This is a genomic window from Prosthecodimorpha hirschii (assembly GCF_001305515.1).
Taxonomy (GTDB): Bacteria; Pseudomonadota; Alphaproteobacteria; order Rhizobiales; family Ancalomicrobiaceae; genus Prosthecodimorpha; species Prosthecodimorpha hirschii.
Genome location: NZ_LJYW01000001.1, coordinates 1 through 25,641, shown reverse-complemented (window position 1 = coordinate 25,641; position 25,641 = coordinate 1). Strand labels below are relative to the sequence as shown.

General features: G+C 68.7%; 23 protein-coding genes, 1 tRNA gene and 1 pseudogene. 5 read left to right on the top strand and 20 right to left on the bottom strand.

Features of this window, described 5'->3' with window-relative positions:
• Positions 1-4: 4 nt before the first annotated feature.
• The 6 genes from ABB55_RS00120 to guaB form a co-directional block, all read right to left on the bottom strand.
• A complete protein-coding gene (locus ABB55_RS00120) occupies positions 5-1,006 on the bottom strand; it encodes an ABC transporter substrate-binding protein (protein WP_054356995.1) in 1,002 nt (333 codons plus the stop codon).
• A 297-nt stretch (positions 1,007-1,303) separates the two neighbouring features.
• Positions 1,304-2,617 carry an RsmB/NOP family class I SAM-dependent RNA methyltransferase gene (locus tag ABB55_RS00115; protein ID WP_054356994.1) on the bottom strand — a complete coding sequence of 438 codons (1,314 nt, stop codon included), beginning with the start codon at positions 2,615-2,617 and terminating at the stop codon, positions 1,304-1,306.
• Between the two features lie 29 nt (positions 2,618-2,646).
• Entirely contained in the window at positions 2,647-3,078 is a 432-nt protein-coding gene (locus ABB55_RS00110) for an MAPEG family protein (RefSeq protein WP_054356993.1), read from the bottom strand.
• Between the two features lie 121 nt (positions 3,079-3,199).
• Positions 3,200-4,054, bottom strand: a complete 855-nt coding sequence (locus ABB55_RS30130; RefSeq protein WP_054356992.1) for a hypothetical protein — start codon at positions 4,052-4,054, stop codon at positions 3,200-3,202.
• Between the two features lie 70 nt (positions 4,055-4,124).
• On the bottom strand, positions 4,125-4,583 hold the full coding sequence (locus tag ABB55_RS00100; protein WP_054356991.1) for a type III secretion system chaperone: 459 nt from the start codon (positions 4,581-4,583) through the stop codon (positions 4,125-4,127).
• 188 nt (positions 4,584-4,771) lie between these two features.
• Positions 4,772-6,274 carry an IMP dehydrogenase gene (gene guaB, locus ABB55_RS00095; RefSeq protein WP_054356990.1) on the bottom strand — a complete coding sequence of 501 codons (1,503 nt, stop codon included), beginning with the start codon at positions 6,272-6,274 and terminating at the stop codon, positions 4,772-4,774.
• Between the two features lie 264 nt (positions 6,275-6,538).
• Between guaB and ABB55_RS00090 the strand changes: the two genes are divergently transcribed.
• Entirely contained in the window at positions 6,539-6,817 is a 279-nt protein-coding gene (locus ABB55_RS00090; protein WP_054356989.1) for a hypothetical protein, read from the top strand.
• 199 nt (positions 6,818-7,016) lie between these two features.
• On the opposite strand, the gene ABB55_RS00085 is transcribed toward ABB55_RS00090, so the two are convergent.
• The 4 genes from ABB55_RS00085 to ABB55_RS00070 form a co-directional block, all read right to left on the bottom strand.
• Positions 7,017-7,778: a caspase family protein gene (locus ABB55_RS00085; RefSeq protein WP_054356988.1), complete on the bottom strand. Its 762-nt coding sequence runs from the start codon at positions 7,776-7,778 to the stop codon at positions 7,017-7,019.
• Positions 7,779-8,053: 275 nt separating this feature from the next.
• Positions 8,054-8,746, bottom strand: coding sequence for an RlmE family RNA methyltransferase (locus ABB55_RS00080; protein WP_054356987.1), 693 nt, complete (start codon positions 8,744-8,746; stop codon positions 8,054-8,056).
• A gap of 118 nt (positions 8,747-8,864) precedes the next feature.
• Complete coding sequence (locus ABB55_RS00075) at positions 8,865-10,220, bottom strand: Ppx/GppA phosphatase family protein (protein ID WP_083463214.1); 1,356 nt, start codon at positions 10,218-10,220, stop codon at positions 8,865-8,867.
• Positions 10,221-10,756: 536 nt separating this feature from the next.
• Positions 10,757-11,926: a PP2C family protein-serine/threonine phosphatase gene (locus ABB55_RS00070; protein WP_054356986.1), complete on the bottom strand. Its 1,170-nt coding sequence runs from the start codon at positions 11,924-11,926 to the stop codon at positions 10,757-10,759.
• Positions 11,927-12,482: 556 nt separating this feature from the next.
• Here ABB55_RS00070 and ABB55_RS00065 point away from each other — a divergent pair.
• Complete coding sequence (locus tag ABB55_RS00065; protein ID WP_054356985.1) at positions 12,483-16,304, top strand: protein kinase domain-containing protein; 3,822 nt, start codon at positions 12,483-12,485, stop codon at positions 16,302-16,304.
• Between the two features lie 53 nt (positions 16,305-16,357).
• Here the strand turns inward: ABB55_RS00065 and ABB55_RS00060 are convergent, their stop codons facing one another.
• Positions 16,358-17,623, bottom strand: coding sequence for a TadE/TadG family type IV pilus assembly protein (locus ABB55_RS00060; protein ID WP_083463212.1), 1,266 nt, complete (start codon positions 17,621-17,623; stop codon positions 16,358-16,360).
• Positions 17,624-17,929: 306 nt separating this feature from the next.
• Positions 17,930-18,006: transfer RNA gene (locus tag ABB55_RS00055), tRNA-Pro, on the bottom strand.
• Between the two features lie 170 nt (positions 18,007-18,176).
• Here ABB55_RS00055 and ABB55_RS00050 point away from each other — a divergent pair.
• The 3 genes from ABB55_RS00050 (at position 18,177) to ABB55_RS00040 (ending at position 19,592) form a co-directional block, all read left to right on the top strand.
• Positions 18,177-18,566: a hypothetical protein gene (locus tag ABB55_RS00050; RefSeq protein WP_054356983.1), complete on the top strand. Its 390-nt coding sequence runs from the start codon at positions 18,177-18,179 to the stop codon at positions 18,564-18,566.
• A 144-nt stretch (positions 18,567-18,710) separates the two neighbouring features.
• Positions 18,711-18,980, top strand: a complete 270-nt coding sequence (locus tag ABB55_RS00045; RefSeq protein WP_054356982.1) for a hypothetical protein — start codon at positions 18,711-18,713, stop codon at positions 18,978-18,980.
• Positions 18,981-19,046: 66 nt separating this feature from the next.
• Entirely contained in the window at positions 19,047-19,592 is a 546-nt protein-coding gene (locus ABB55_RS00040) for a helix-turn-helix domain-containing protein (protein WP_152981848.1), read from the top strand.
• Positions 19,593-19,698: 106 nt separating this feature from the next.
• Here ABB55_RS00040 and ABB55_RS00035 read toward each other — a convergent pair whose 3' ends face one another.
• From ABB55_RS00035 to ABB55_RS30125, 8 genes and pseudogenes are all read right to left on the bottom strand, one after another.
• The gene (locus ABB55_RS00035; protein WP_054356980.1) at positions 19,699-20,037 is read right to left on the bottom strand and encodes a hypothetical protein; all 339 of its coding nucleotides are present in this window, start codon (positions 20,035-20,037) and stop codon (positions 19,699-19,701) included.
• Positions 20,034-20,630, bottom strand: coding sequence for a hypothetical protein (locus ABB55_RS00030; RefSeq protein ID WP_054356979.1), 597 nt, complete (start codon positions 20,628-20,630; stop codon positions 20,034-20,036). The genes ABB55_RS00035 and ABB55_RS00030 overlap by 4 nt, the downstream gene beginning before the upstream one ends.
• On the bottom strand, positions 20,627-21,775 hold the full coding sequence (locus ABB55_RS00025; RefSeq protein ID WP_054356978.1) for a peptidoglycan-binding protein: 1,149 nt from the start codon (positions 21,773-21,775) through the stop codon (positions 20,627-20,629). The genes ABB55_RS00030 and ABB55_RS00025 overlap by 4 nt, the downstream gene beginning before the upstream one ends.
• A 15-nt stretch (positions 21,776-21,790) precedes the next feature.
• Positions 21,791-22,018, bottom strand: a complete 228-nt coding sequence (locus ABB55_RS00020) for a hypothetical protein (protein WP_054356977.1) — start codon at positions 22,016-22,018, stop codon at positions 21,791-21,793.
• Positions 22,019-22,046: 28 nt separating this feature from the next.
• Positions 22,047-22,406 (bottom strand): septal ring lytic transglycosylase RlpA family protein, encoded by a 360-nt coding sequence (locus tag ABB55_RS00015; protein WP_054356976.1) that lies wholly within the window; start codon positions 22,404-22,406, stop codon positions 22,047-22,049.
• 705 nt (positions 22,407-23,111) lie between these two features.
• On the bottom strand, positions 23,112-24,269 hold the full coding sequence (locus ABB55_RS29405) for a hypothetical protein (protein WP_152981847.1): 1,158 nt from the start codon (positions 24,267-24,269) through the stop codon (positions 23,112-23,114).
• A 10-nt stretch (positions 24,270-24,279) separates the two neighbouring features.
• Positions 24,280-24,834 (bottom strand): hypothetical protein, encoded by a 555-nt coding sequence (locus ABB55_RS00010; protein WP_054356975.1) that lies wholly within the window; start codon positions 24,832-24,834, stop codon positions 24,280-24,282.
• Positions 24,835-24,855: 21 nt separating this feature from the next.
• Positions 24,856-25,641: pseudogene (locus tag ABB55_RS30125) on the bottom strand (hypothetical protein); the annotation flags it as partial.

The window sequence follows — 25,641 nt, the reverse complement described above, 5'->3', positions numbered from 1 at the left end:
GGCGTCAGGCCTTGTACAGCATGGCGCCGACATCGAGCTTCTTCGTGAAGATGCCGCGGTCGGTGAACACGTCGAAGAATTTCTGGAAGAAGGCCACGTCGGACGGCGTGAACTCGTGCGCCAGCGTGAAGCCCGGCAGCGGCACCTCGGCGGCGAGATCCTCCTCGATGCCGGTATAGCCCTTCAGATACTTGCGCACCTCGTCGGGACGCTTGCGCACCATCTCGACCGCCTCGCCATAGGCGGCGATGTAGCGCTTGGCGAGATCCGGCTGGGCGGCCAGGAAGGTGGTCGCCACCGATGCCGAGCCGCCGAACCAGGGCGCTTTCTCGTCGTCGAGCACATAGGTCGAGATGACGCCGGTCTCCAGGACGCGCGCGGCCTTCTTCAGCCGGCCGACGGTGCCGGTCGGCTCCAGCGTGTAGACCGCGTCGACCTGCCCGGCGGCGAGTGCCGGCACATGCTGGCCGATCGGCAGCTCGACCGGCTTCGGATCCTTGATGCCGTTCTTCTCCAGGATGACCTTGGCGAGCGTGACATTCTGGATGCCCGGGCCGCAGGCGACCTTCTTGCCGGCGAGTTCGGCGATCGACTTGATCGGGCTGTCGAAGCCGACCAGCATCTCGTCGAGGACATATTGCTTGTTGCTCGGATTGGAGCAGATGATCCGGACGAGGTTCGGCGAGGTGATCTCGCCGAGGCCGATCGCCGCCGAGGCGGTGCCGTTGGCCGAGCCTTCCAGCCGGCCGGCGATCAGTGCCTCGACGACCTGCGCGGCGCTGGCGAACTTGACCGCCTCCACGTCCAGACCCGCCTTCTTGAAGATGCCCGCCTCGACGCCGGCATAGAGCGGCAAGCCGCCGGCGATCGGCCAGAAGCCGATCCGGATCTTCGACGACTGGGCACGGACGATGGCGGGCGCGCCGATCGTCGCGGCGGCGGCGAGACCGGCACCGAGACCCAGAACGTGACGGCGGGAGGGAGCGGGGATCAGGTCGGTCGGCATGGATAGGGTCTCCGGTCGCGGCAGGTCCGCCGCCTCGCAGACCTGTTTTGCAACCGTCGTGCCAGCCCTACACCATCACCATCCTGTTCATGTGATCTATGAACGATGGACGGCATCAGATTGTATGCACTGATCTATCGAAACGCCGGCATGAGTGGTGTCTCCGGACCCTCTCCGAAGCGCCGAAATGTCGTGCATACAATTATCGGGCAATCGCCCAATATCGCGCCGTCAAAGCGCCCCTGCCCCCCGGACGGCTCAGGGCCGCCCGGAAGCCGGAACGCTTGGACGCCCGGCTCAGGCGGCCGCTTCCAGAACCGCGACGAAGAAGCCGTCGGTGCCGGCCGTGGCCGGGCTCAGGCGCAGCACCGGGGCGACGCGCTCGTTGCGGCGCACGAAGCGGGCGAGCGCGGCCGCGGTCGCCGGGTCGGTCTTGGCGAGGCCGGAGAGCGGCTCGATCAGGGTGAAGTCCGGATGACGGATCAGGAAATCGGCGATCCGATCCTCGTTTTCATCCGCCAGCACCGAGCAGGTGACATAGACCAGCCGGCCGCCGGGCCTGACGAAGCGCACCGCCTCGTCGAGCACCGCGTCCTGCTCGGCCATGCGCGCCTCGAGCGCCGCCTCGGTCAGCCGCCACTTGGCATCCGGGCGGCGGCGCCAGGTGCCGGTGCCGGTGCACGGGCTGTCGACCAGGACGAGGTCCATCCGGCCGGCCAGATCGGCGAGCACATCCGTCTTGCCCGGCGTGCGCACCTGCACGTCATGCACGCCGGAGCGCTTCAGGCGGTCGAAGATGTCCTTCATCCGCCGCTTGTCGTCGTCATAGGCGTAGATCTGGCCCTTGTTGTCGAAGGCTGCGGCCAGCGCCAGCGTCTTGCCGCCGCCGCCCGCGCACAGGTCGAGAATCTGCGACCCCCCGAAGGCCGCCGCGACCAGGGCGGCGATCTGCGAGCCCTCGTCCTGGATCTCGACATGACCCTTCAGATAGGCCGGCTCGCTCTCGATATGCGGCGCGCGGCCGGGGCCGCCCGGGACCGGCACCCGGATCGCGACCGGCGACAGGCGACCCGCCACGGCGCCGGTCTCCTCCAGGGCCTTCAGGGCCTTGTCGCGCGTCGACTTGAGCGCGTTGGCGCGCAGATCGACCGGGGCCCGTGTCGCCAAGGCGGCGCCTTCGGCCGCGGCATCGTCGCCGAAGACGCGCAGGAACGCCGTTTCCAGCCAGGCCGGATAGTCGCCGCGCACCGGGTCGGGCGCATCCGCGAGGCCGTCATCGGTGCCGAGCCGGGTCCGCTCGTCGTCCGACAGCGGCGCGGGGGCATGCGGCTCGGCGAGCGCCGCGTCCAGGCCGGCAAGGCCCTGTCCCCAGGTCCAGACATAGGTGCCGAGCACGAGGGCGCGTGGGCTCTCCGCGCCCATCCGCCAACCGATCGAGGAGCGCTTGCGCAAGGAATCGTAGACCAGATTGCCGATCGCCGCCCTGTCGCCGGAGCCGGCGAAACGATGCTTCGTGCCCCAGTCCTTCAGGGCCTCGGAGACCGGCCGATGATTGGTTTCGATGTCGGTGAGAATTTCGATCGCGGCATCGAGCCGCCCGCCGGTCTTCATGGTCGTTCCGTTCGTGAAGGCCGGCCCGGTCAGACCGGCCGCCCGACCAGGATCGGAACGGCCAGCATCGCGGTCATGATCATCAATGCGACCACGCCCACCAGGAAGATGGGCCCTCGGCGCCGCAAGGCATTGGAACCGGCGTGGACCACCGTATGCCCGATGCGCGCGGCAACGTAAACCCAGGCGAACACGGCGAACGGCAGCGAAACCAGCTTCAGGACGAGCGCCAGCAGCCCGAGCGCATAGAAGAGCGTCGGCGTTTCGAACTGATTGTTCATGTTGTTGGCGATCTGCTGCGTCTTGTCCGGCCAGCCATAGGGCTCCAGCATCGCCCGCTTCGGCGCCTTGCCGGCCCGCACGGAGTGGAACCGCGCCCGGCCGGCGGCGAGCATGACCAGGAAGGTCCAGACGATCTGGGCCAGCAGCGCAAGGACGAGCAGGCGTTCGGCAAGGGTCAAGGGATCGGTCTCCGGGTTTGCCTTGGGATACGGCGGCGGGACAGGTCCGGACCATAGCAGGCCGGCAGGGAATGTCGGGTGCGAGGCCCGGCCGGCGGAGCGCTCCCTCCGGCCGGCCGGATCAGCGCAGGTCCGAGCGGACCTGCAGGTCGCCGATCCTGGGCTCGTAGATGCCAGACTGATTGCGCACCAGGCGGATCTGCAGGTCCGCTTCGACGCGCGAGTCGCCGCCGACCTGGATGCGGTTCTGGTCGTCGATCGACGGCAAGCCGCTCTCCGGGTCGAAGGTGGAGACGAACGGAATCTCGGTCAGCGCGACGTGGAAGGAGAGCACGACCGTGCCGTCTTCCTCGCCGTCGATGTCGATCGAATAGCTTCGCCGCGCCGCCGGAATGCCGACCTCGGTGCCGTTCTCCAGCCGCACGGGGGTGCCGGGCGAGCCCAGCACGCTATCGATGCAGCCGAACGTGCCCTGGTTGACGAGACCGGACAGGAGCGGGATGCAGTCGGTGCCGAGCCGGTCCTCCAGGCTGGCGACGAGCTTCGCGAAGTCGCTCTCCGACTGCTCGGTCATGGCCGTGCCGATCCCCGTCGGCAGCCGCTCGCCGTCCAGCCGGAAGGTTGCGCTGCCGCCGCAGTCGCGCCGGAAGATCCACGACGTGTCGATATCCTCTCGGCCCTGGATCGGGTGGCGCCGCTGGCAATCCACCGACAGCAGCGTGTCGATGTCGCGCTCCAGCCGGGCCTGCGGCGACACGCCTTCCCGGGGCAACGGACGATCCGTCTGCCGCGTCGGGAGCGAGAACAGCGATACGAAGGAGCGCTTGACCGAGCCGGCCCATTCCCGGATCCGCTCGCCGATCTGGCTGAAGAACCGATCCGCCCGGACGAGGAAATCCTTGAACTTGCCGAGGACGCTGCCGGCGCCCTGAGGCCCCTGCCCGCGCGGGCCGCTGACGCCGCTCACATCCGTCATGGTCGTCCTCCATCGGCTTCGCGCCGGACTTGCAGGGATGGTACCGCCCGGCCCGCACGGCCGGACGGGGTCAGACGCGGATCGCGGACGCTTCGAAGGCCGCCGGGTCGGCGCCGGCCGCGTTGGCGGTGGTGCCGTCGCCGGCGGCGAACCGCTCGCGCCAGGTCCGTGCCGCGTCGATCAGGTCCTCGATGGCGCGCTGGAAGGTTGCGAAGTCGAGCCTGTCGGCGGGCAGGATGCGCTGCACGACGACGGCGTTGCGGACCGGATCGAGGGCCAGGGCCGCGCCGGCCGTGCCGCGGCCGTAGAGATTGGCGCTCAGCATTTCGCGCAGCAGGGCCGCGCCCGTCCCGGCCGGAACCGGGCCGATCGGTGCGGTCAGGTAGACGCGGTCCTCCCGGTCCTCGGCGGTCTCGATATCGACCGTCCAGCGCTCGTCGAAGACGAGACGGCAGCCGCGCTGGCGGTCGAGTGCCAGCGGCAGGTTCATCTGCCGCCCCAGTTCCTTCACGAGGTCTTCGATCGCCATCTGCGCCTCCGGGATATGGACGACACCCACAATAGGCGCGCCCGATCCCCGGCCGTGTGTCGTCGGGCACAGGTTACGGCGGAAACCGCGGCCCCGACGGAAGACGGCACCCCTGTGCGAGACGACAAGGCCCGCCGCTCCGGTCGGGAACGGCGGGCCTCGATTGGTGGCCGGTCTGGCGGTCGCCGTCAGATGTTCGACGGGTAGTTCGGGCTCTCGCGCGTGATGGTCACGTCGTGGACATGGCTTTCGCGCAGGCCCGCGCCGGAGATGCGCACGAAGCGGGCGCGGCGGGTGAATTCGGGGATGGTCGGCGCCCCGACATAGCCCATGGCGGCGCGCAGACCGCCGGCGAGCTGGTGCAGAACGGCGCCGAGCGGACCCTTGTAGGGCACCTGGCCCTCGATGCCTTCGGGCACCAGCTTCAGGGTGTCGCGCACCTCGGCCTGGAAGTAGCGGTCGGCCGAACCGCGCGCCATGGCGCCGATCGAGCCCATGCCGCGATAGGCCTTGAAGCTGCGGCCCTGGTGCAGATAGACCTCGCCCGGGCTCTCCTCGGTGCCGGCCAGCAGCGAGCCGACCATCGCGACCGCGGCGCCGGCGGCAAGCGCCTTGGCCAGATCGCCCGAATATTTGATGCCGCCGTCGGCGACGATCGGAACGCCCTGGTCGGCGGCGGCCGAGACCGCGTCCATGATGGCGGTCAGCTGCGGCACGCCGACGCCGGCGACGACGCGGGTGGTGCAGATCGAGCCCGGCCCGATGCCGACCTTGATCGCATCGGCACCGGCATCGATCAGGGCTTTGGCGCCGTCGGCGGTGGCCACGTTGCCGGCCGCGACCTGGACCAGGTTGGAGAGCTTCTTGACGCGGCTGACCATGTCCAGCACGCGCTGGGAATGGCCGTGGGCGGTATCGACGACCAGCATGTCGACGCCGGCATCGATCAGGGCCTCGGCCCGCTCGAAGCCCTGGTCGCCGACCGTGGTCGCGGCGGCGACGCGCAGGCGGCCCTGGGCATCCTTGGCGGCGTTGGGATGCAGCTGCGCCTTCTCGATGTCCTTGACGGTGATCAGGCCGATGCAGCGATAGTCGCCGTCGACCACCAGCAGCTTCTCGATCCGGTGCTTGTGCAGGATGCGCTTGGCCTCCTCCTGCAGCACGCCTTCGGGCACCGTGACCAGGTTCTCGCGCGTCATCAGCTCGTAGACGCGCTGGTTCGGATTGGAGGCGAAGCGGACGTCGCGGTTGGTCAGGATGCCGACCAGCCGGCCGAGCCGCGAGCCGCCGGCGCCGCCATTCTCGACCACCGGAATGCCGGAGATGCGGTAGGACTTCATCAGCGCGAGCGCATCGGCAAGCGTCGCGTCCGGGCCGATCACGATCGGATTGACGACCATGCCGCTCTCGAACTTCTTGACCCGGCGGACCTCCTCGGCCTGCTCCTCGATCGTGAAGTTGCGGTGCAGGACGCCCATGCCGCCGGCCTGCGCCATGGCGATGGCCAGGCGCGAATCGGTCACCGTGTCCATGGCGGCCGACAGGATCGGGATGTTGAGCTCGATTTCGCGGGTCACCCGGGTGCGGATGTCGACCTCGCCGGGCATGACCTCGGAGTGGCCGGGCAGCAGCAGCACGTCGTCGAAGGTAAGCGCTTCGCGCCCCTGTGCGGGTTCGTAGAAGACCGCCATGGCCAACTGTCCTTTCGAATGGATGAACGACCGACGCGCGGCAGGGGGGAATCCCGTCGCCGATCGCCTCTGTCGTCTCAAGGTGAAGTTGGCGCGGGTGAGTAACATGGTTTCGACGGTGGGGGAAGCGCACAACGCCCCGATCGGCATGCCGCAGGGGCGACGCCGGGTCCGCCGTTTGACATGGCTGTCGCCGATCCCAAATAGATGTCGGCGTCCCTTGCGGGCGAAAATCGACATCACTTGCGATACGGGAGAATCGGCATGGACGAGGCGACCTTCAAGGCCACGGTCAAAACTCTGAAATTCCATAAGGATGTGAAGAAGCTCGAGCTTGCAGGCGACAAGCTGACGGCGCATTGGACCAACGACAAGGGCGATGCCGACAAGGACTTCTCGGTCACCCTGACGGCGGCCACCAAGGCCCTCGACGCATCAGGCTCCGCCTTCGCCGAAGCGGCCGCGAAAGAATTCGTCGCCGCCTGGGACGCGATGAAGGCCGAGCGCAAGAAGGACAAGAAAGACAAGAAGGACAAGGACTGATCAGGTCCTGAGCCGCGATCCGGCACCGCGCGCAGCCCGGCCGAATCTCTTCGGCCGGCGCCTTTCTCACCCGCGGTGCGCAGCGGCCCGCCGTGGCGACGGGGCGGACGCCCCGGACTGGGTGCCGGGACGCGATCCGGCCAGACCGCGCGCCGGGATGGCCTCGGACGCCCCCCCGACCGTCACGCAGCCGTCGGCCTCACCGCGCGCCTTCGTAGGTCGCCGGGAAATGGCTGTCGATCAGCACGATCTGGCTCGGACCGGGCACGCTGCCGACGCGGTTGATCAGCTCGTCGGCGTCGATCGACCCGTCCGCGAAGGTCTTCGGCGTGCCGACATTGACGTCGATCGCCGGCAGGTAGCGGCGGCCCTTCACGGTCGCTCCATGCCCCGAATAGTAGACGAACAGGCAGGCATTCTCCGGCGCGCCGTCGAGGAAGGCGGAGATCCCCGCCTTGAGCGTTTTCAGGTCGGCGTCGATCAGGCTGGTCGTCTCGATGCCGAGGTCCTGGAACCGCGCGGCGACGCGTTCGGCGTCGAGCTTCGGCGCCTCCAGGCGCAGGCCGGCCGGATAGGCGGTGTTGCCGATGACCAGACCGATCGGCTTGCAGTCTGCCGGCACCGTGGCCCGATCGACCGGGCCATGGGCGATCAGGCGGGCATGCTGGCGGCCGCCCGAACGGCCGGCGACCTCGGCCGAGATGCGGTCGAACCACCGCGCGACCGTCTGCTCCCGCTCCAGGGCGCTCGCCACCACCGGCGACATGGCGCTGCCGGTGCAGGGATTGTCGACGCAGTCGAGCGCCATCTCGCCCGGCAAGGTCGCCTCGATCACGACCAGGCCGGCGGAATCGGTCGGCACCCGCGCCAGACGGGCGTCGGCCAGACCGCTCGTGGCGACAAAGGCCGCAAGGGCGGCGAAACCGGCGATGCGGATGCTGCGAGGGGTCGAGCCGATCATGTCCGGGTCTCCTGGGTCCCGGCGGACAGGCGCGGCCGGGCGTCGATCAATCGCCCGGAACGCTATACGAGGTGGCGGCCGGTTGTCCCAATCGCGCCGCCGGTCCGGTCCCCAATCGGATTGGCGCCCCGGCGGGCACCCGGTTCGCCAGCGTCCCGGTGGTCAGAAACGGGCATGCGCGTCCTGCCAGGGACAGATTGGATCAGCCACGCCATCAAGGGGTTGGCGGTTCGGATCGACGAGACGGACGGGGACCATCCGTGCCGTCCGAACCACTACCCCTCCCCGCCGCGGAAGCCGCGTGCGACCACATACATCTCGACGCTCTCCTGTCGGCTCGCCGGTGGCTTGACATGCGCCACCGAGGCGTAATCGCGCTTCAGGCCGGCCAGGAGTTCGGTCTCGGTGCCGCCGCGGAACACCTTGGCGACGAAGGCGCCGCCGGGCTTCAGCACCTGGCGGGCGAAATCGGCCGCCACCTCGCAGAGATGGGTGGTGCGCAGATGGTCGGTCTTGTGATGGCCGGTGGTCGGCGCGGCCATGTCGGACAGCACCACATCGGCCTTCTCGCCGCCGAGCGCGGCGAAGAGGGTGTCGGGCGCATCCTCGTCGAGGAAATCCTTCTTCAGGACGATCACGCCCGGGATCGGATCCATGTCGAGATAGTCGATGCCGACCATGCGCGGCGAAGTATCGGCGGAGCCGATGCGCTGGGCGGCGACCTGGCACCAGCCGCCGGGCGCGCAGCCGAGATCGACGACGCGCTGGCCGGGCTTCAGGAGCTTGTACTTGTCGTCCATCTCGATCAGCTTGAAGGCGGCACGGCTGCGCCACCCATCCCGCTTGGCCTTGGCCACATAGGGATCGTTCAGCTGCCGCGCGAGCCAGCGGTTCGAGGACGGCGTGCGCTTCTTCGCCGTCTTGACGCGCACCTTGAGAAGGCGCGGCGCGCCGGAGTCTTCGGTCATCGGATACCGCTCGAGGTTAGAGCAAGGTCCGATCAGAGCAACCCGCTCTGATCGGAAAAAGCTTGCGCAAACAAAAATATGCAGAGCATCAACCGATCCCTTCAGATCGGATGATGCTCTAGCGCCGCCACATGCCGTCGGCGGCCATGAGTTCCGTCAGTATGCCTTCGCGCAGGCCGCGATCGGCGACGCGCAGCCGCCGGCACGGCCAGCGTCGGCGGATCGCCTCCAGGATCGCGCAGCCCGCCAGCACCAGATCGGCACGATCCGACCCGATGCAAGGGTTGGCCACCCGCTCGTCGAAACTGAGCCCGACGAGATGGTCGATCATCCGCGAGACGTCGTCGTCGTCGAGCCAGGTGCCGTCGACGCGGCGCCGGTCGTAGCGCTTCAGGCCGAGATGCACGCCGGCGAGCGTGGTCACCGTGCCCGATGTGCCGAGCATGTGGAAGCGCCCCTCGCCGAGCGCCCGCTCGAGTTCGCCGTTTTGGTCGAAGGTTTCGAGCAGATCGTCGACATGGTCGACCATGGCCTCGAACACCGTCTCGTCGACGAACACGCCGCCATGGCGCTCGGACAGCGTCACGACGCCGACCGGCAGCGAGGTCCAGGCGCGGATATGGCGGGTCAGATCGCCGGTCCGCTCGCCGCGGGCCAGATCGAGCCAGACCAGTTCCGACGAACCGCCGCCGATGTCGAACAGGATCACCCCGTCCGACTGCCAGTCGACCAGGCTCGCGCAGCCGGCGACGGCAAGGCGGGCCTCGGTTTCGCGCGAGACGATCTCCAATTCGAGGCCGGTCTCCTCGTAGACGCGCTCGAGGAAATGCGAGCCGTTGTCGGCGATCCGGCAGGCCTCGGTGGCGACCAGGCGGGCCCGTTCGACGCCGCGCAGGTCGAGCTTGGCGCGGCAGATGCGCAAGGCCTCCAACGCCCGGTCCTGCGCCGCCTCGGACAGGCGGCCGGAATGCGAGATCCCCTCGCCGAGACGGACGATGCGCGAGAAGGCGTCGACCACCCGGAAACCGTGCCGTTGCGGCTCGGCGACCAGGAGCCGGCAATTGTTGGTGCCGAGATCGAGCGCCGCATAGAGCGGCAGATAGCGATGCATCCGCCGGGGCACCGGCGCCCGCTCGTGCGGATGGTGATGGCCGGGCTCGACATGGCGTTCGACCGGATGATGATGCGGCGGTGCCGTCGGGATCGGCGGCAGCAAGCCGGCCTCGTCATCCGCCGGCCGGTCGAGCAGTCCGAGACCGAGATTCGCGGGCTCGTCCGGATACCGGACCGTGGCCGAATCCCTGGCCGATTCCCGGACCGGATCCCTGGCCGGCAGATCGCCACCGGGCGGAGCGGCTGCCCGCATGCCGCCGGTCGGCCGCGAGGCCTCCGCATCGAGGGCCTCCGCCCGCGCGCCGCTCCTGCCCGGCAGGCCAACGGAGCCCGAATCGCCGGCGACCGGATCACCGGCCATCGGATCCCTGGCGACCGCGTCACCGGCCGAAACCCTGCTGGAGACCGAAAGATCCGCACCACGCCCCGCAGGCCCGCCGTGCGAGGCCACACAGTCGCCGGATTTGGACCCTTCGTAGCGGGGGCTCCCGGCCGCGGCCGGCCCCGCTGCCGAAACCGCAGCGGTGGACGAGGCGCTGCCGGCCGGCGGCGTATGCGGGGAGGAATCGGATTTGGCCTTGCCGCCGGCAGGCGTCCCCGGACCGGCGCGCAGATCCCCGGCCCGCGCGGCCGCATAGGGCCACCGGGAGCGCTTTCCCCGACGTCTGCGCCGCCGGCGTTTGCCGGGCGCATCGGTCACGACGTCGGGGGATGGACGACCCGCGACCGGCGGGTCGTCGCCGTCAGGCCCCACTTTGGTTCTCCGCTGCCGAAACCGCGCCCCTCTCGGGTCGCGTGGCGCAACTGGTGTTTCACGTTGGCCCCAAGTGTACCAGTCGGCCGATCCGTTGCAAGGGCGCAACATTCACCAACGAAGATGGGGTGTCGGTGTCGCCGTCAGAAGGGCCAGGGCGGCAGGCGCCCACGATACAACCATAAAGCGATGCCAAGCCCGATCGCAAGCCCGAGAAGCGCCGCCACGATGCCGCCGCCGGCCCGGCCTGCAGCCGTTCCGCTGCCCGTCTCCGTCACCGCTTCGGGCCCGGTTTCCGCCGCCGGACCGGCCGCGGCGGCCGCCATGACGGGTGCCGGCGCCGCGCGGCCGGCGGCCGGCGGGGCGGTCTCGCGGGTCGCGGCGGAGCGGTGCCCGGTCGGATCGACCATGGACGAGGCCCCTTCCGCCTCGCCCGGATGGAGGGGATCGAGCACGTCGGCCGCGATCATGTTGAGCGGGACCGTGGTGGAGGATTCGGTCGCCGGGGTCCGGCCGGGCGCCACGCCGTCCCGCACCTTGACCAGAATCACCGAGGTGTTGTCCTGCCGTTCGCGGTTCTCGGCATCGACCGCTTCGAGCAGGCGAACGACCAGTTGCTCGGCCGATTCGTCTTCGTGTTCGGCGATCAGGCGGCCGACCGTCTCGTCGCTCAGCGTCTTCAGCCCGTCGGAGGCGAGCAGCACGGCGTCGCCCGGCCGCAGGTCGCGAAACCCGGCGAAGCGCTCGTAGTGGTCGATCGGATCGCCGAGCAGGGCGTGGAAGAGCTGGTTGCGCCGGCGGTCCATGGCGGCATGTTCGGGCGCCAGCAGGCCCTGGCGGACCTGTTCGTCCAGATAGGCGCCGAAGGAATGGTCCTCGTTGAGGCGGACCAGCGCATGGTCGCGGAACAGATAGAGGCCGGAATCGCCGATCGAGACCCAGCCGATGCCGTGCTGGTTGACCACCGCGCCGACCAGCGTCGAGCCCATGCCGTCCAGTTCGGGGCGCTTTTCCGTGGCGGTGCGGAGGATGTCGTTGGCCTGGATCAGGGCCTGATCGAGCCGCTCGCCCCAGCTTCCGGGCGTCTTGTTGACCGCGTCCAGGAAGTATTTCGAGGACAGGTTGGAGGCGATTCGCCCACCGACATGGCCGCCCATGCCGTCTGCGACCACCACCACGACGGCGGCCGCCGCGCCGGCGCGGCACAATTCGCCAGGCTTCTCGTGGGAGTCGGACGGGAGCAGGACATCGACCGTGTCCTCCTGAGCCGCCCGCTTCCCCTGGATCTGGCCGGATGCGAATTCGAACTGCAATGCAGGACCCCTCGAATGGCCGTTCGGGTCGCGCCGGGGCCCGGCGAGGCCGTGCGCGGTGCCGGCCCGGCCAGCGGCAACGCCGTTTCGCGAGCCTGAAGCGGGCGGCGCCCCCTTCGGGTTTCGCCGTGCTCCCGCCTGCCGAACGTCCGCCTCCCCCCGAATCTTCCGCAGAACGGACATGCCGTGTCCACTCGGCGCAAGTTTCGGCGAAGTCTGCTATCAAATGACGGGGGCTTCGGCCATCCGCCTTGCAGCCGCCATGGTTTCAGCTATTCGTGACGGCTTCACTATCTCCCTTGGTCAACCATCGCATGCCATCCGGCGCGGTCAAGGGGGAGCCGGAAGGTCGGCCCGGACCGCTCGGGACGCCGGTGGTTCGATCGAGACGGATGGTCCCCATCCGGCTCGTGAATCCGAACCACTAACTTTTTGATTGCGCGGTCAATTCAAACTGACATTTGCGGGACGCAAATGTCGGTTTTTGACCACTGAGGAGAGTTGTGATCGGGCTCGCGTCGGGTCAAGATCGCGGGACCGGACGCCAAGGACGTTCATGAAAGACCGGGCCTATCCTTTTGCACTGCCGCTCGGCACGGAGATCAGCGGCTATGTCGTCGATCGCGTGATCGGCGCCGGAGGGTTCGGCATCACCTACCAGGCCACCAACCCGGTGACTGGCGTGACGGTCGCGATCAAGGAGTTCTTCCCGCAGGGTCTCGCCAGCCGCGACGGCTGCACCGTGATCCTGCATTCGGACGTGTCGTCCGGCTCCTACGAGATGGCGCTCAAGAAGTTCGAGCAGGAAGCCGCCAAGCTGACGGGACGCTATCGGCATCCGAACATCGTCAGCGGCGTCAACTTCCTCCGGCTCAACAACACCGCCTATTTCGTGATGGAGTATATCGAGGGCATCAGCCTCGATCACTGGCTGCTGGAACGGGTCTCGCCGCCGTCCGAGCTCGAATTGCGGGCGCTGTTCGAGCGCGTCTTCGATGCCGTGGACTACATCCACAGCATGAACGGCATGCATCGCGACCTGACGCCGCGCAATGTCATGATTCGCAGCGACGGCGAGCCGATCCTGGTCGACTTCGGCGCCAGCGGCGAAGGCCTCGATACCGAGCGCCACGACAGCCAGGCTTTCGCCCAGCCGAACTACGCCCCGCCCGAGCAGCTGACCGCGGAAGACGCGCGCATGCAGGGCCGGCACACCGACATCTTCTCGCTCGGCGGCATGCTGTACCGGGCGCTGGCCGGCCGGCCGCCGATCAAGCCGCTGACCCGCTCGCATGCCGTCGCGCTGAACGGCCGCCCGGCCGACCCCTATGTCCCCGCCGCCGACGCCGCCCGGGAGCCCCTGCTCTACTCGACGCAGTTCCTGGCGGGCGTCGACATGGCCCTGCGGCTCGATCCGCGCGACCGTCCGGCGACGATCGAAGACCTGAGGATGGCGCTCGGCTGGCTCGACGACGAAAGCCGCGCGGTCCATGACGACTACCCCGCCGGCGACCCGAGCGACGAGGCGACCCGCATCTACGCGCCCCGGGCGGCCGATCACTGGACCGGCGACCGGACCTGGGAACCGGAAACCGGCCTTCCGCAGGATGCCGGCTACGAACACGATCTGACGGCGGCCCCGCGCCCGCTCGGGCGACGCGGCGAGAGCTTCGAGGAGGGCGAGACCCGGATCGCGCCGCCGGGTCTCGGCGACCGCATGGATCTGGCGCCGGAGCCGGCGCGGCGCTGGAACTGGCTGTTCGTCTTCGGTGCCGTGGCCTCGGTGCTGCTGCTCGTCGGCCTGCTGTTCGTCGGCCCCGAAATCCTGTCCCGGATGCCGAAGACCACGGTCGATCCGGGGCCCCCCGCGAGCGGCCAGTCGGGCGGCGCGGGCGGACCGCCGCGACCGGGCGATCAGGCCGCAGCCGGAACCGACCGGCCCGGCACCGGATCCCCCTATGCGCCGGGTCCGACCATCACGGCCGTGCCGCAGCCCAAGCCGCGGGTGCCGGAGGAGCCGGCGATCGCCTGGTCCGACTTCGCGGGCTTCGCGCTGACCGGCCGCGAGGCGCCCGCGCGCAGCGTGACCGGCGATGGCGGCGAGGCCTGCCGCACGCTGTGCCGCGACGATCGCACCTGCCAGGGCTACAGCCTGACCGGCGGCAACAGCTGCCGTCTGTTCTCCGAGGCCTCGGGCTTGGCCCCGGATACCAATTCCCGCTCGGCGGTGCGCCCGGCCGGCGCGGCGGGCCTGCGCGCCATCCTGGAGGTGGAGAGCCGGCGCCGCACCGCCTTCCGCACGCTCGACGGAGTCTCGCTGCTCAGCGGCGGCACGCCGCGGACTGTGGCGAACCAGGGCCAATGCGCCTTCTCCTGCCAGGCCGACCAGAGCTGCCGGGCCTGGACCTACACGCCGCTCGCCAATGCCTGCCGGCATTTCACCGACATCGACCCCGCCAATGCCGGCCCGGCGGTCAGCTTCGTGACCGGCATCGAGGACCAGGACGGCCAGACCTCCGAGGCCGTGCGCCGCTCGGTGACGGCGAAGTCCCGCACCGCGCAGGCCTTCGTCGGCGCCGAGCTGGCCGGCCGCATCGTCGGCCGCGAGCGTTCCGCCGACGGCAATGCCTGCCGCGCGCAGTGCCTCGCCAACCAGGCCTGCGTCGCCGCCGTGCAGGCGGAGGGCGAATGCACCCAGTATGGCCAGGTCGACGACATCCGCCGCCGCGCCGATGCCGAGGTGCTGGTCGACGTGCGCCAGACGGCGCTGGTCTCGCGCATCGACGCCCTGGTGCGCGAGAAGCCGCCGGCGCCGGATGTCAATCGCGGCCAGACCGACTACTATGCCGGCTTCGACGTGGTCGGCACCACGCTCTCCAACGACCGCACCCGTGGCGCGGGCAGCCCTGAAGAGTGCCTGGCCGCCTGTTCCGAGACCGGCACCTGCGTCGGCTACAGCTTCGCGGCCGCCGACCGGCGCTGCACCCTGCTGTCGCAGGTGATCGACGTGGTTCCGGACAGCGGGCGCGTATCGGGCATCTATCGCGGCGCCGCGCCGAATGTGGTGGAACTGGCCCGCAAGCGGCTGGTGCAGTCCGAACAGGCGCGCGCCAACTATCGCGACCTGCCGCCGAACTGCGCCCCCGACGGCCTGTCCGCCCCGGTCGGGCTCGGCCGGGAGCCGACGGCAGAGCAGTGTTCGTTCCTGTGCCGCTCCGGCGTCTCCTGTCAGGGCTGGCTCTATTCGCGCACCGAGCGCACCTGCCAGCTGTTCGGGTCCGTGGCCGGGGCCGGCCCGGGCCAGAATGTCGTGGCCGGCGTGCTCGATCCGAACGGCCGGCGCGCCATCGATCTGGCGCGGAGCTGCCTCGGCGGCCCGGTTCCGCCCGGTTCGATCGGCGGCGGCGTGCAGCCGATTTCGGCGCCGCCGGGCGCGCCTCCGAACCCTCTGCCGCCCGCCAATGTCGCGTCGCCCGGCCAGGCGACCGAGTGCGATCGTGCGGCCGGCTATCTCTACGACACCGATCTGCCGCGCGGCGTGCAGCCCCGCCAGTTCGAGTATATCGAGCCCGCCAAGGCGATCCCGGCCTGCCTCGCCGTGCTCAGCACCGCCCCGCAGACCGCGCGCTGGCGCCTTGCCCTCGGCCGTGCCCTGGAGCGCGACGGCCGCGAGGTGGAGGCCCGCGCGGCCTATCGGGAGGCGGCCGAAAGCGGCAGCGGCGCTGCCGCCTTCCTCTATGCGATCATGCTCGACAAGGGTCAGGGCGGCCCGGAGGACGACCTCGAGGCCGAACGCTACTACCGGCTGGCCCGCTCGCGCGGCATCACGCCGGCCTCGACCTCGCTGGCGCAGCTCTACACCTATTCCGACCGGGCCAGCCCGACGAGCGACCAGGACGTGGTCGGCCTGCTGCTCGAAGCGGCCAATCGCGGCCATGCCCCGTCGATGTACAGGCTCGGCGAGCTCTACGACCGCGGCCGGCTCAACCGGCGCCCGATGCCGCAGGACCCGGGACAGGCCTATGCCTGGTTCTCCAAGGCCTTCAGCATCTTCTCGCGCGATGCCGACCAGCGCGATCCGACGGCGCTGCGCTTCCTCAGCCTGCACCACGACGGCGGCCGCGGCGTGCCGCGCAACCCGGAACTCGCCCTCAAATACCTGATCCAGTACCTGCAGGCCGCCTATGGTCCCGACAATCTGGTCGCGCGCCGGCGCGGCACGATCGGCGATCTCGGCCTGGAGGAATGGTCCGTCGAGACGCGAAAGGGCCTGCAGCAGTTCCTGATCGGCGCGGGCGGCTTCGCCGACACCGTCGACGGCGTGATCGGCGGGCGCACGCGCGAGGCGATCGAGCGCTGGCTGCAGATCCACGGCTGACCGGCAAGGGCGGCGGCGGGACCCCGACCCGCCGCGCGGTCAGGGGCGTCGGCTCATTTCGACAGACGCAGCTGGGACAGCGAGGTGCCGATGGTGCCGAAGGTCGAGATGATCTGCGTCGCCGAGGTCAGATAGAAGAATTTCGACGTATCGGTCGCGCAGCCTTCCAGCAGGGTCGACTTCGGATCGTTGCCGGTATTGACCTGCACCGTATAGACCATGATGCCGGCCGCTTTGATGTTGTCGCAGGTCTTCTTCTGACGGGCATCGATCGAGCTGGTCGACGAGGTCCAGCGGTTCTCGGTGTTGAGGCCGTCGGACAGCAGGATGACGACGGTCTGATACTTGTATTTCGCATCGATCGCCGGGACCGCCAGCGGCCCGGTCGTCAGCGAGGACCAGCCCCATTGCAGGCCGATCGCCTGGTTGGTGTTGCCGGCCGCCGCCATGGCGTCGATCTTGGCGTTGAGGGCGGTCCAATCGTTCGACAGCGCCATCACCGGCACCGGGCAGCTCGAATATTGCTGTGCCGGGTAGAGGGTCGCCGAACTGGCCGTGGTCGGTGCCGTGTTCTTGGTGTCGTAGTCCTGGTCGCGGTCCATGACGCAACCGTTCCAGGTGCTGTGGCTCGCCGGGATCCAGGTCCCCCGCCAGTTGTAGGAGCCGTTGGCGGCGTCCCACTCGGTCCAGCGGATCCAGGAGGCGCTGACATTGCCGGTCCCGACATTCACGTTCCGGCTGAACGGAATGATCGAGACATAGACGTCCTCCGCCGACTTGGAGGCCGTCTGCAACTGGGTCAGCAGGTTCTTGCCGGCCGTCTTCAGGGCCGCCAGCTTGCCAGAACTGGACATCGAGCCGGTATTGTCGAGCACCAGGGCGACGCGCAGCCGGGTCGATCCCCAGGCGGCGACGGCGGTCGCACCGACATCGATGGTCGGGATGCCGGCAAGGCTGAGGAAGGTCGTCTGGACGGTGCCGGCGCCGGTCACCGTCACGGTGCTGCCGCCGGCGTCGTCGCTCTGCATGGTGGCGGTGACGGTGGTGTTCTTCACGTCGGCATTCGTGAACAGGGCACGGAAATGCGTGTCCGCGGCCGACTGGATCTGCGCCGAGGTCTTGCCGTAGCCCTCCTTCGCCACCGCCAGGGCGGTGGCATCGAGCGCCTGCTGCATGTCGAGCTTGGCCGACTGCGCGACGCCCACGTCAAGGATGCCGCCGGTCAGAACGGTGATGCCGAGGAAGGACAGCGAGAAGGTCGAAAGCAGGGATCCTTTTCGATCCTGGAGCAAACGGCGAAGCGATGCGGGGAGTCTCATCTTGCGAGCCCAGGTGTTCGAACCTGAAATTTCGGACAGAATACATCGCCGGCGTGGCGCCTGCCGGCCAAACTCGCCGCAGCCTTAAGCCATCCTGGTCAGAGCCGTGAAACATTGAAGGAAATGCGCCGGAGGCCGGTCCGGTCACGTTCGGTCCCGTCCGGAGGCGCGCCCCTGCCTTGCCGTGACCGCGATTCCGGCGACCGCCGGGCGCACCGGAGCTCTGTCGCCGCCCCGCACCGGTCCAGGCCTCAAAGGGCCCCGGACGAGAGAGACCCGGACGTGGGGGGCGGCCAAAGGGGACGATGGTCGGGGCAGCAGGATTCGAACCTGCGACCTGGAGTACCCAAAACTCCCGCGCTACCAGACTGCGCTATGCCCCGATGGGATTTTTCTTATGATCCATAATGAGATATGTCCGCCTGGACAAGACCTCAGAAGCACGCGATCGGCACGAAATGGCATTGTGGTGCATAGTGCGGCGCGCAAAGTCCCACCAGAATCCCACCGGTGTTCCGTTGATGTTCGCCGACCTCAGGTTCGCAGGCTATCCATGACTGAGCGCATCCGCATCCTTCTCTCCCCCTCGATCGCCGCGACGGCGGTCGAGGCGAACGCCCTTGGGGTCGCTCCCGGCCACCTCATAGAGGCCGACCTCACGCGCCTGCGCCATCTCGCCGAGGCGGCGGCCGCTGACCTGGCGCTGTCGCCGGTCGAGGCTTCGGCCGTCGGCTGGGTGCTGCAGGGCCTGGAGCAGTCGCGCCTGGTCACGCTCGACGACAGCCTGCCGTCCGGCAGCACGCTGGCCGCCAGCCTGATCGAGATCGCCGACGACCGGACGGACGCGGAAATCCTGATCCTCGATCGCCTGGCCAGGCGCGCCGCCACCTGGCCGCCGCTGGCCATCCTTGGCTTGATGATCCGAGCGCGGCAAGCCGAGTAAGCCGGCGCGACACTCGGATCACGAGAAAAAAGCGCACTAACTGCACATATCCCATTGACAGCATAGTTTTGTGCGGCTATACCCAATCCATCGACCACGGGCTGCGGCCCACAGACAGGCCCGCTGAGGCCGATGGAGATGAAAATGACCAAGTCGATCACCGCTCAGGCCGAAGCTGCCCTCAACGCCGACCGCTCGTATGGCCACACCTTCGGCGTCGTCTACGCCGGCCCGAATGTCGGCTGGGTCGCCATGAACGGCGCGCAGGCCGCCTCGCCGATCCTGGTGGCCTACACGGCCGAGGACGCCGCAGCCGGCGAGTTCGAACACACCCCCTACCAGACCGCCGATGCGCGCCACCGCTACGGCGAGGCCAAGGCTCTGATCCGCCGCTACGTCGCCAGCCAAGGCTGATCGCTCGGGCCGCCGCCTCCAAAGGGGGCGGCGGGACCGGTGACGAAAGAACCGCAGGAGCCGACCATGAGCACCAATGACGCCACATCGCCGGACGCGCCGGCATGGCAAGGCCTAAAGCTTCCCATTCGCCGTCGATTTGCCGGGGCGGTAGCGCATTTCCATGCCACCGGCCGGCTGAATCGATCGGACATCATGCGCCTGGGCGATGTCTCGATCGCCCAGGCGAGCATCGACCTGAAAGAGATCTCGGCGCGCCTGCCCGGCCTCATGGTGCTCGACCCGCGCGCCAAGGGCTACGTCCGCCCCGACGCCGTGCTGCCACCGCGAGAGCCACCCACCAAGGCAGAACCGGCCGAGCTCCCGCCGATGCCGCCGCAGGAACACGCCGTCGTAGCGTTCCGCCGGGCGCGGATTTCCCTCGGCCTGACACAGGCCCAGTGGGGTGACTGGCTCGGCCTCGGCCGCCGCCAGGTGATCGCCTACGAGCTCGGCGACGCGCCGATCCCCCTCGGCACCGCCCGCCTGGCGGAAGCCTACGCCTCCGGCTGGCGCCCCGCCGCCTGGGGCTCGCCCGCCGACGCGGATGCCAAGACCGACCGCGATTCCTGATCCTCGGCCGCCATCGCCAGCACGACTTCCGTCGTCGTGCCTTCCGCCTGCGCAAGGCGACGGGCGGCGGCGAGGATCTCCCAGGTGCGGGCTGTCGGCTGCCTCATCAGCGGAATTCCAGCGGCGGCGCCATCGGGCCGATCTCGGTCCGGCGATTGGGTGTGTTCGCCGAGAGCGAATCCACCCGGGCCTCGATCCGCCGGACCGCCTCCAGGGTGGCGCGGCCCTGTTCCTCGAGGCGGATCAGCCGCTCGCCGGTGACCGCCCTGCCCTCGTCATAGCGATCGAGGCGCGCCTGCAGGGAGGTGATCGCGCGGCCATGCTCGGTCAGCGCCGAGTCGGCCTTGCTTGCCTGCCAGATCAGGCCGCAGATGCTCGTGGCCACGGCCAAGACGGCGCCGACCTGGATCTTGCGGTCGAGGGTCCATTCGGACGGATCGGTCACTTCGGCGTCTCCGAATAGCTGCGCTGCAGGTCGATCCAGGCCTTGCGGCCCGCGATCAGGCGTTCGTTCGCGAGGCGCGCCGCAGCGGTCACCCGGGCGGCGTAGCGGCGGCAGTCGGAGATGCCGGCAGTGGCAGGGGCACCGGGGCCAGGACGGCCGGCGGGTCGGGGATCCGTCGGTGCAGGACCGAAGCCGGTGGCGGGTCCGTCGCCGCGGAGGTGCAGGAGGTCTGCCACATCGCCAGAATCGAAGCGGCAAGCAGGTCGCGCCAGCGCGGCGAGGCGGGTCTCATAGGCGTCTATCCTCTGTTGGAGATCGGCGGCGGTCGCGCGATCGGCCGCGACCAGATCGTCGGACAGGCGGCGCGATCGCCGCGTCGCCTCGAGGTCGGCCTCGGTGACCGCATGGGCGATGCGCTCCGCGCCGAGCGCGCGCCGCACCGCCGCCAACGCCTCGGCATCACGCGCCGAAAGCCAGGCCGTCGCGTAGCCGGCGGCATAGACGGCCAGTGCCACGAGCGCATGGCCGGCCAGCCGCAGCAGGCCGGCGCGCCACTCCGCCGGCAGGAAGCCGAACAGGGCGGCGAGGTTCACAACGGCGTCCCCGCGCGGGGCCGCAGCTTGATCCAGGCGCCATAGGCCATCAGGCCGACGCCGGCGACGGTCAGCAGCACCAGGACGATCTTGACCCAGGGAACGACGGCCGCGATCGGCTCGATCGCCGGGCCGAGCTGGTCCTTCTGATCGAGAATGATCTGGCCGATGCGGTCGACCCCCTCGATCGCCGCCCCGCCGCCGACCGCGACGCCGGTCCCGGTCGCCCCGGGATTGGCGATCGGCGGCTGATCCGCGCTCGGCGGGGTCGGCGCCTTGATGACGGGATCGTCCAGCTCATCGATCGCGGCATGCAGCGCCGCGCGGGTCTGCGCGCCGGCAACGCCATCAACCGCCAGCTTGTTGCGGCGTTGGAAGTCCTGCAGCGCCGCCACGGTCTTCGGCCCCTTGCGGCCGTCGACCACGACGGCATAGCCAAGCCGGACCAGCAGCCGCTGCAGGTCGGCGATATCCGGATCCGGCTCCGCCGCCCGCCAGGACGGTTCGGCCGGCGCGGTGCCGCCGGCCTGCATCAGCGCCCAGATCTTGTCGAACCACGCGACGCGGTCCTTGTGGCCGATCGGCGCCTTCTGGGCATTCGGATTGCCGCGGTTGATGGCGTTGCCGATCTGCTTGATCGCATTGCGATCGGCAAGTTCGTTGCAGCGCATCTCGGTCCATTCAAGGATGGCCGGCAGCAGCGCATAGCGCGGGTCCGTTACGAGGTCCGGGTCGGCTTCGAAGTCGACCCCGGCCTTGCGGCCATACTCGCGATGGGCACCGCGCGCGGTCGTCTGCATCAGTCCGTTGCCGACGTAGCGTGCGCCGTCACCGCTCTCCGGCGGGCCATTGCCCATCCGCCCGCCATAGACGCAGTTGGCCAGCCCGTCCGGGTCTCCGGCGAAGCGGACCGCCTCGGGCCGCGACGGCCAGGTCTCACGGATGCCGGCCGCCGTGAAGCGCATGTTTTCGCGCCGGATGGTCAATCCGCCGCACTCGTGGAAGATCTGCGCCAGAAAGTGCGCCAGCCGCAGCGGCGTGTTGATGCCGGCCTCATCGAGCAGGGCATCGCCTTGATCGAAGGCCTCCAGATATTCCGGCCGCGCGCGCCGGCAGAGGCGGCGGGCGATGTCGACGGCGCGCATGGCGGTAGTCTCCGATCAGACCGGAATGCGGGCGAGCCCGTTCAGGATTTCGACGCCGACCGCGTCCTCGGCGGCGCGGCGGGTGGCGATCGCGTCGCGCTCGTTCGCGTGCGTCTCGTTCAGCGCGTCGCGCTCGGCCTGATGGCGCGCAGCCATTTCGGCATCCTCTCCCGGCCGAAGCGCCGAAAGCTCTTCCAGGATCGGCACGACGGCCGCACGCAAACGATCGACGAAGGCACTCATGGCAATCTCCCAATGTGAGGGCGATAGGTCAGGGCAGCCGCTCGACGCGGACGCGGGCAAGGCCGCGGGCGACGAAGCCAAGCTGGCCGGCGGCGCCGCGGCTGACATCGATGATCCGGCCGCGGACGAACGGCCCGCGATCGTTGATGCGCAGCATCACGGTCCTGCCATTGGCGATGTTGGTGACCTTGACCCGCGATCCGAGCGGCAAGGTGCGATGCGCGGCCGTCATGGCGTTCTGATCGAAGGGCTTACCGCTCGCCGTTGGCCGGCCGTGGTGCCGGCCGCCATACCAGGAGGCGATGCCCTCTTCGGCGCTCGCGGCCGCGGCGAGGCCGAGCGCCAGCGCCCCGGCAAGAGCCAGGCGGACAATAGTGCCGACGATCATGACGACGTCCTGGTGGCGCGGCCTGCGCAGCGCGCGGCGGCAATGTGACGGGGCGAATGCGGGATTGTGGGGGTGGTCGGCACCCCCACAGACGTGATCAGGGTGTGGCGTCAGGCCAACAGGCTCGGATTGGCATCGGTCGCTGCCTTCACGAGGCCGGCTCGGATACCAGCAGCAGTTGCGCCCTCGTGTAGCTTTGCCGCTGGCGCATCCGTCAGAAGGGACGAAGGCACGCATCCCGCTGCCACATCAGCCAGGTCCGTACCAGACCCATTATTTGCCGCCTGGAGCGCAGCAAGGCACTCCACATAGTTCCCGTTCGGAACCACGGTGCGTGCAGATGCCAGCCATGACACCCAATCCATATAGTTTGTCTGGCCGGAATATGAGTTTAGCGAGTCTCCGTTTGCTTTATTTCCTGGCGATGGCTGAACATATAGCCACCGCCCAGAAGTCGTCATGGAGGCTAATCTACTCATGACCGCCGATACACTTTCGTAGCGGGGTGGCCCAGAAATTCCACCATCCATAAATACGATTGTGCGGTCCCATAGCGCAGGCGTGCGCGCAAGCCTCTTTTCGAGCGACGGCACAGGCGGCGCTCCCTGTGTATCGTATTCAGACAGCGCCGATCCGCCCACGCCGTCATACGACACTTTGCGGCCTGGATAGGCCGCGACCAATGCCGGGATCCAATAGGACGTATTACAAAACGAGTCCCCGATCGTGTGGATAGCATCGGGGTGTCCGATCGTACCAGTCCGCACGCACAGATATATCCGGCACACGGCGCGGGAAGTACGTCCAGCGGCGCAGGGTCCCCTGTACCTGACCTGTCCCAATTCCATTGTGTCCTATATGTACTCTATCCAGGTATGATGGTATATCCCCGCTTGCACTTACGGAGGAACCTTCGTTGTATTGTCCGTTCACGGACATTTGGCTATCGGCGTTGGCCCACGCGATCGCGACTGTCGTATTCGAGCCTGGGAAAACGGTATTCCCGGTGCACGACAGCCCGGAAACATTAAGATGCCGCACAGACGACGCCATCTGGCCCACTGTTGTGGATTGCGTCAGTTCGATCTTCTCGTTCGTAATAGTCGCCCCACCTCCATACCGATCAGTAATATACATATAGTTTTCCGCCGCCGACAATGTCGATGCAGAAAGAAATTTAATAACTATCGTTCCACCAATATTACTCCACCCTGCGAATAGTGAAGACTCTTTCACGCTACAAAAAGAAAATGTTCTCGTGCCGCCGTTTGTCGACGTACCCCGAAACGTAACATATACAGACGTAGTCGCCGCGAAGAACGACCACGACCCACCTGCTCCAGTCGGTGGGTTTTGCCCAAACGATCCGTTAATGAGTACGTCATTACCATCCGGGGTCGTGCCGACCCGGATATCCCCAAGCGTGCCGATGCCTCCGGCCCGAAGCACATACGATTTTCCGATCGTCAGCCCCGTGATGAGTTGATAGCCATACGCCGTCGTTCCTTCGGCTCCGGTGGTCACTCGCATCCCGCCGCCGGCGTAGGAGAGCGTCGTGTTCGGACCCGCCGTCCACGCCGATATACTTTCCGAGCCGTCGAATACGCTGCCGGACACCAGTTCCGCGCCGGACGGGTTGGGGCCTATGGTGATTTTCCGTCCGGACACGACCGTCACGACCCCGAGCGCGGCGTAGAGCTCAGCCGCCGTCGCATACGACCGCCCGGCGTACCAGTACCGATCGCCCTCCCAATCGATATCCAGCAGTGCGGGGCGGGCAGCGGCATCGCGCAGCACCCATGCAGGGGCCCGCACGCCCGTACCCAGGGCGAGGGGGCGGCGGCTTGGCAAATAGAGGCTCATCGGCGCGCCCTCAGTCGACCGCGATATTGGCGTTGACGGCGGCGATGTCGGCCGCGCTGCCAAGCGTCGGCGCCGAGCGCCAGACCAGCACCATCCAGATGTCCTGGCCGCTCGCGAGCTTGATCGAGCGGGCAAGCTGGTTCGCCTCATAGAGCGTGCCGCCGCCGAGGCTGGTGATCTTGGTCATGTTCACGACCCCGATCACCTTGTCGAGGTCAGCGGCGACGACGTTCAGGGCGGCATTGTCTGTGAAGGTCGAGCCGGACGGGTCGGCCCGGAACAGCACCGCGTCGAGCGCGCCCGTCAGCCCGTTGGTCTTCAGTGCGACGGTCAGATCCTGCAGAAAGCCGGAGCCGGCAGCGACCCGGAGCGCGCCGGTCAATTGCATCTTGGCGCCCAGCACGTCGCCCGAGGCATAGGCCGAGGTCGAGGTCGCGGGCAGGCTGGCCGGTGCGGCGCGGATGATGCGCCCGCCAGCTTCGACCCGTTCGGCATAGGATCCGTCGCCCTGATCGGCAAAGCGCTTCGGCACGGCGTGGATGCCGCCGGCAATCTGATCAGCCATGGTGCACCTTGGGGCTGGAGGTCAGAGGAGTTCCTGGGCGATGGCGAGGCCGTCGCCGGCCGAGACGCCCTCGAGCAGCAGCGCCTGGCCGGTGGTCAGGCCGGAGGCGACCGTTCCGGTCAGCCGGACGGCATTGTCGCTATGGCCGGCAGGGCTGAGCGCGCTCAACGCGGTGCCGGAGACGCGCAGCGTCGAGACCGCATTGATCGGCGCGACCGTCGGCGTGGCGCCGCGCATCGGCGCGATCAGAGGGACGACGAGGTCGGCCGCGGTCGTGCCCGTCGCCCGGCCGGTGCCGAAGGCCCCGAGCGCTGAGGTCGCGGTCAGCGCCTGGTAGTAGCGCCGGCAGGCGGCGAGTTCCTCGGCCGGTGTCGGCCAGTCGACCGCCGCCGCCAGGGCCCCGGGGATCAGGGCCAGTTCCGCGATGTCGAGCGTGTAGGTCTGCGTGAGCGGCAGGCCGAGCGACAGGATCAGGGCCGAATCGCCATTGGTGCCGAGCGTCTTGCCGCTGAGCGAGGGCACCTGGATGACGCTGGCATAGTAGGTCCAGGTGTTGGTCGGCACGGTCACCCAGTCGGCGCCGGCGGTATCGACCGTCGCCGACGGCGATCCGCCCGTCCCGAAATACTGCGACAGCCGCGGCGTCACCGTGCGCGTGTTCGGGCACTTCAGACGCCCGACCACCGTCACGGTCTCGCCGGCGAAGCGGCGCACATTCTCGATCGGCTGCTGCAGGCGGCGCGCAGTCGCTCCGGATGCGGCCACGCTCTGCGCCCAGCGGAGCCACCAGGTCGGCTCGCCCGGCAC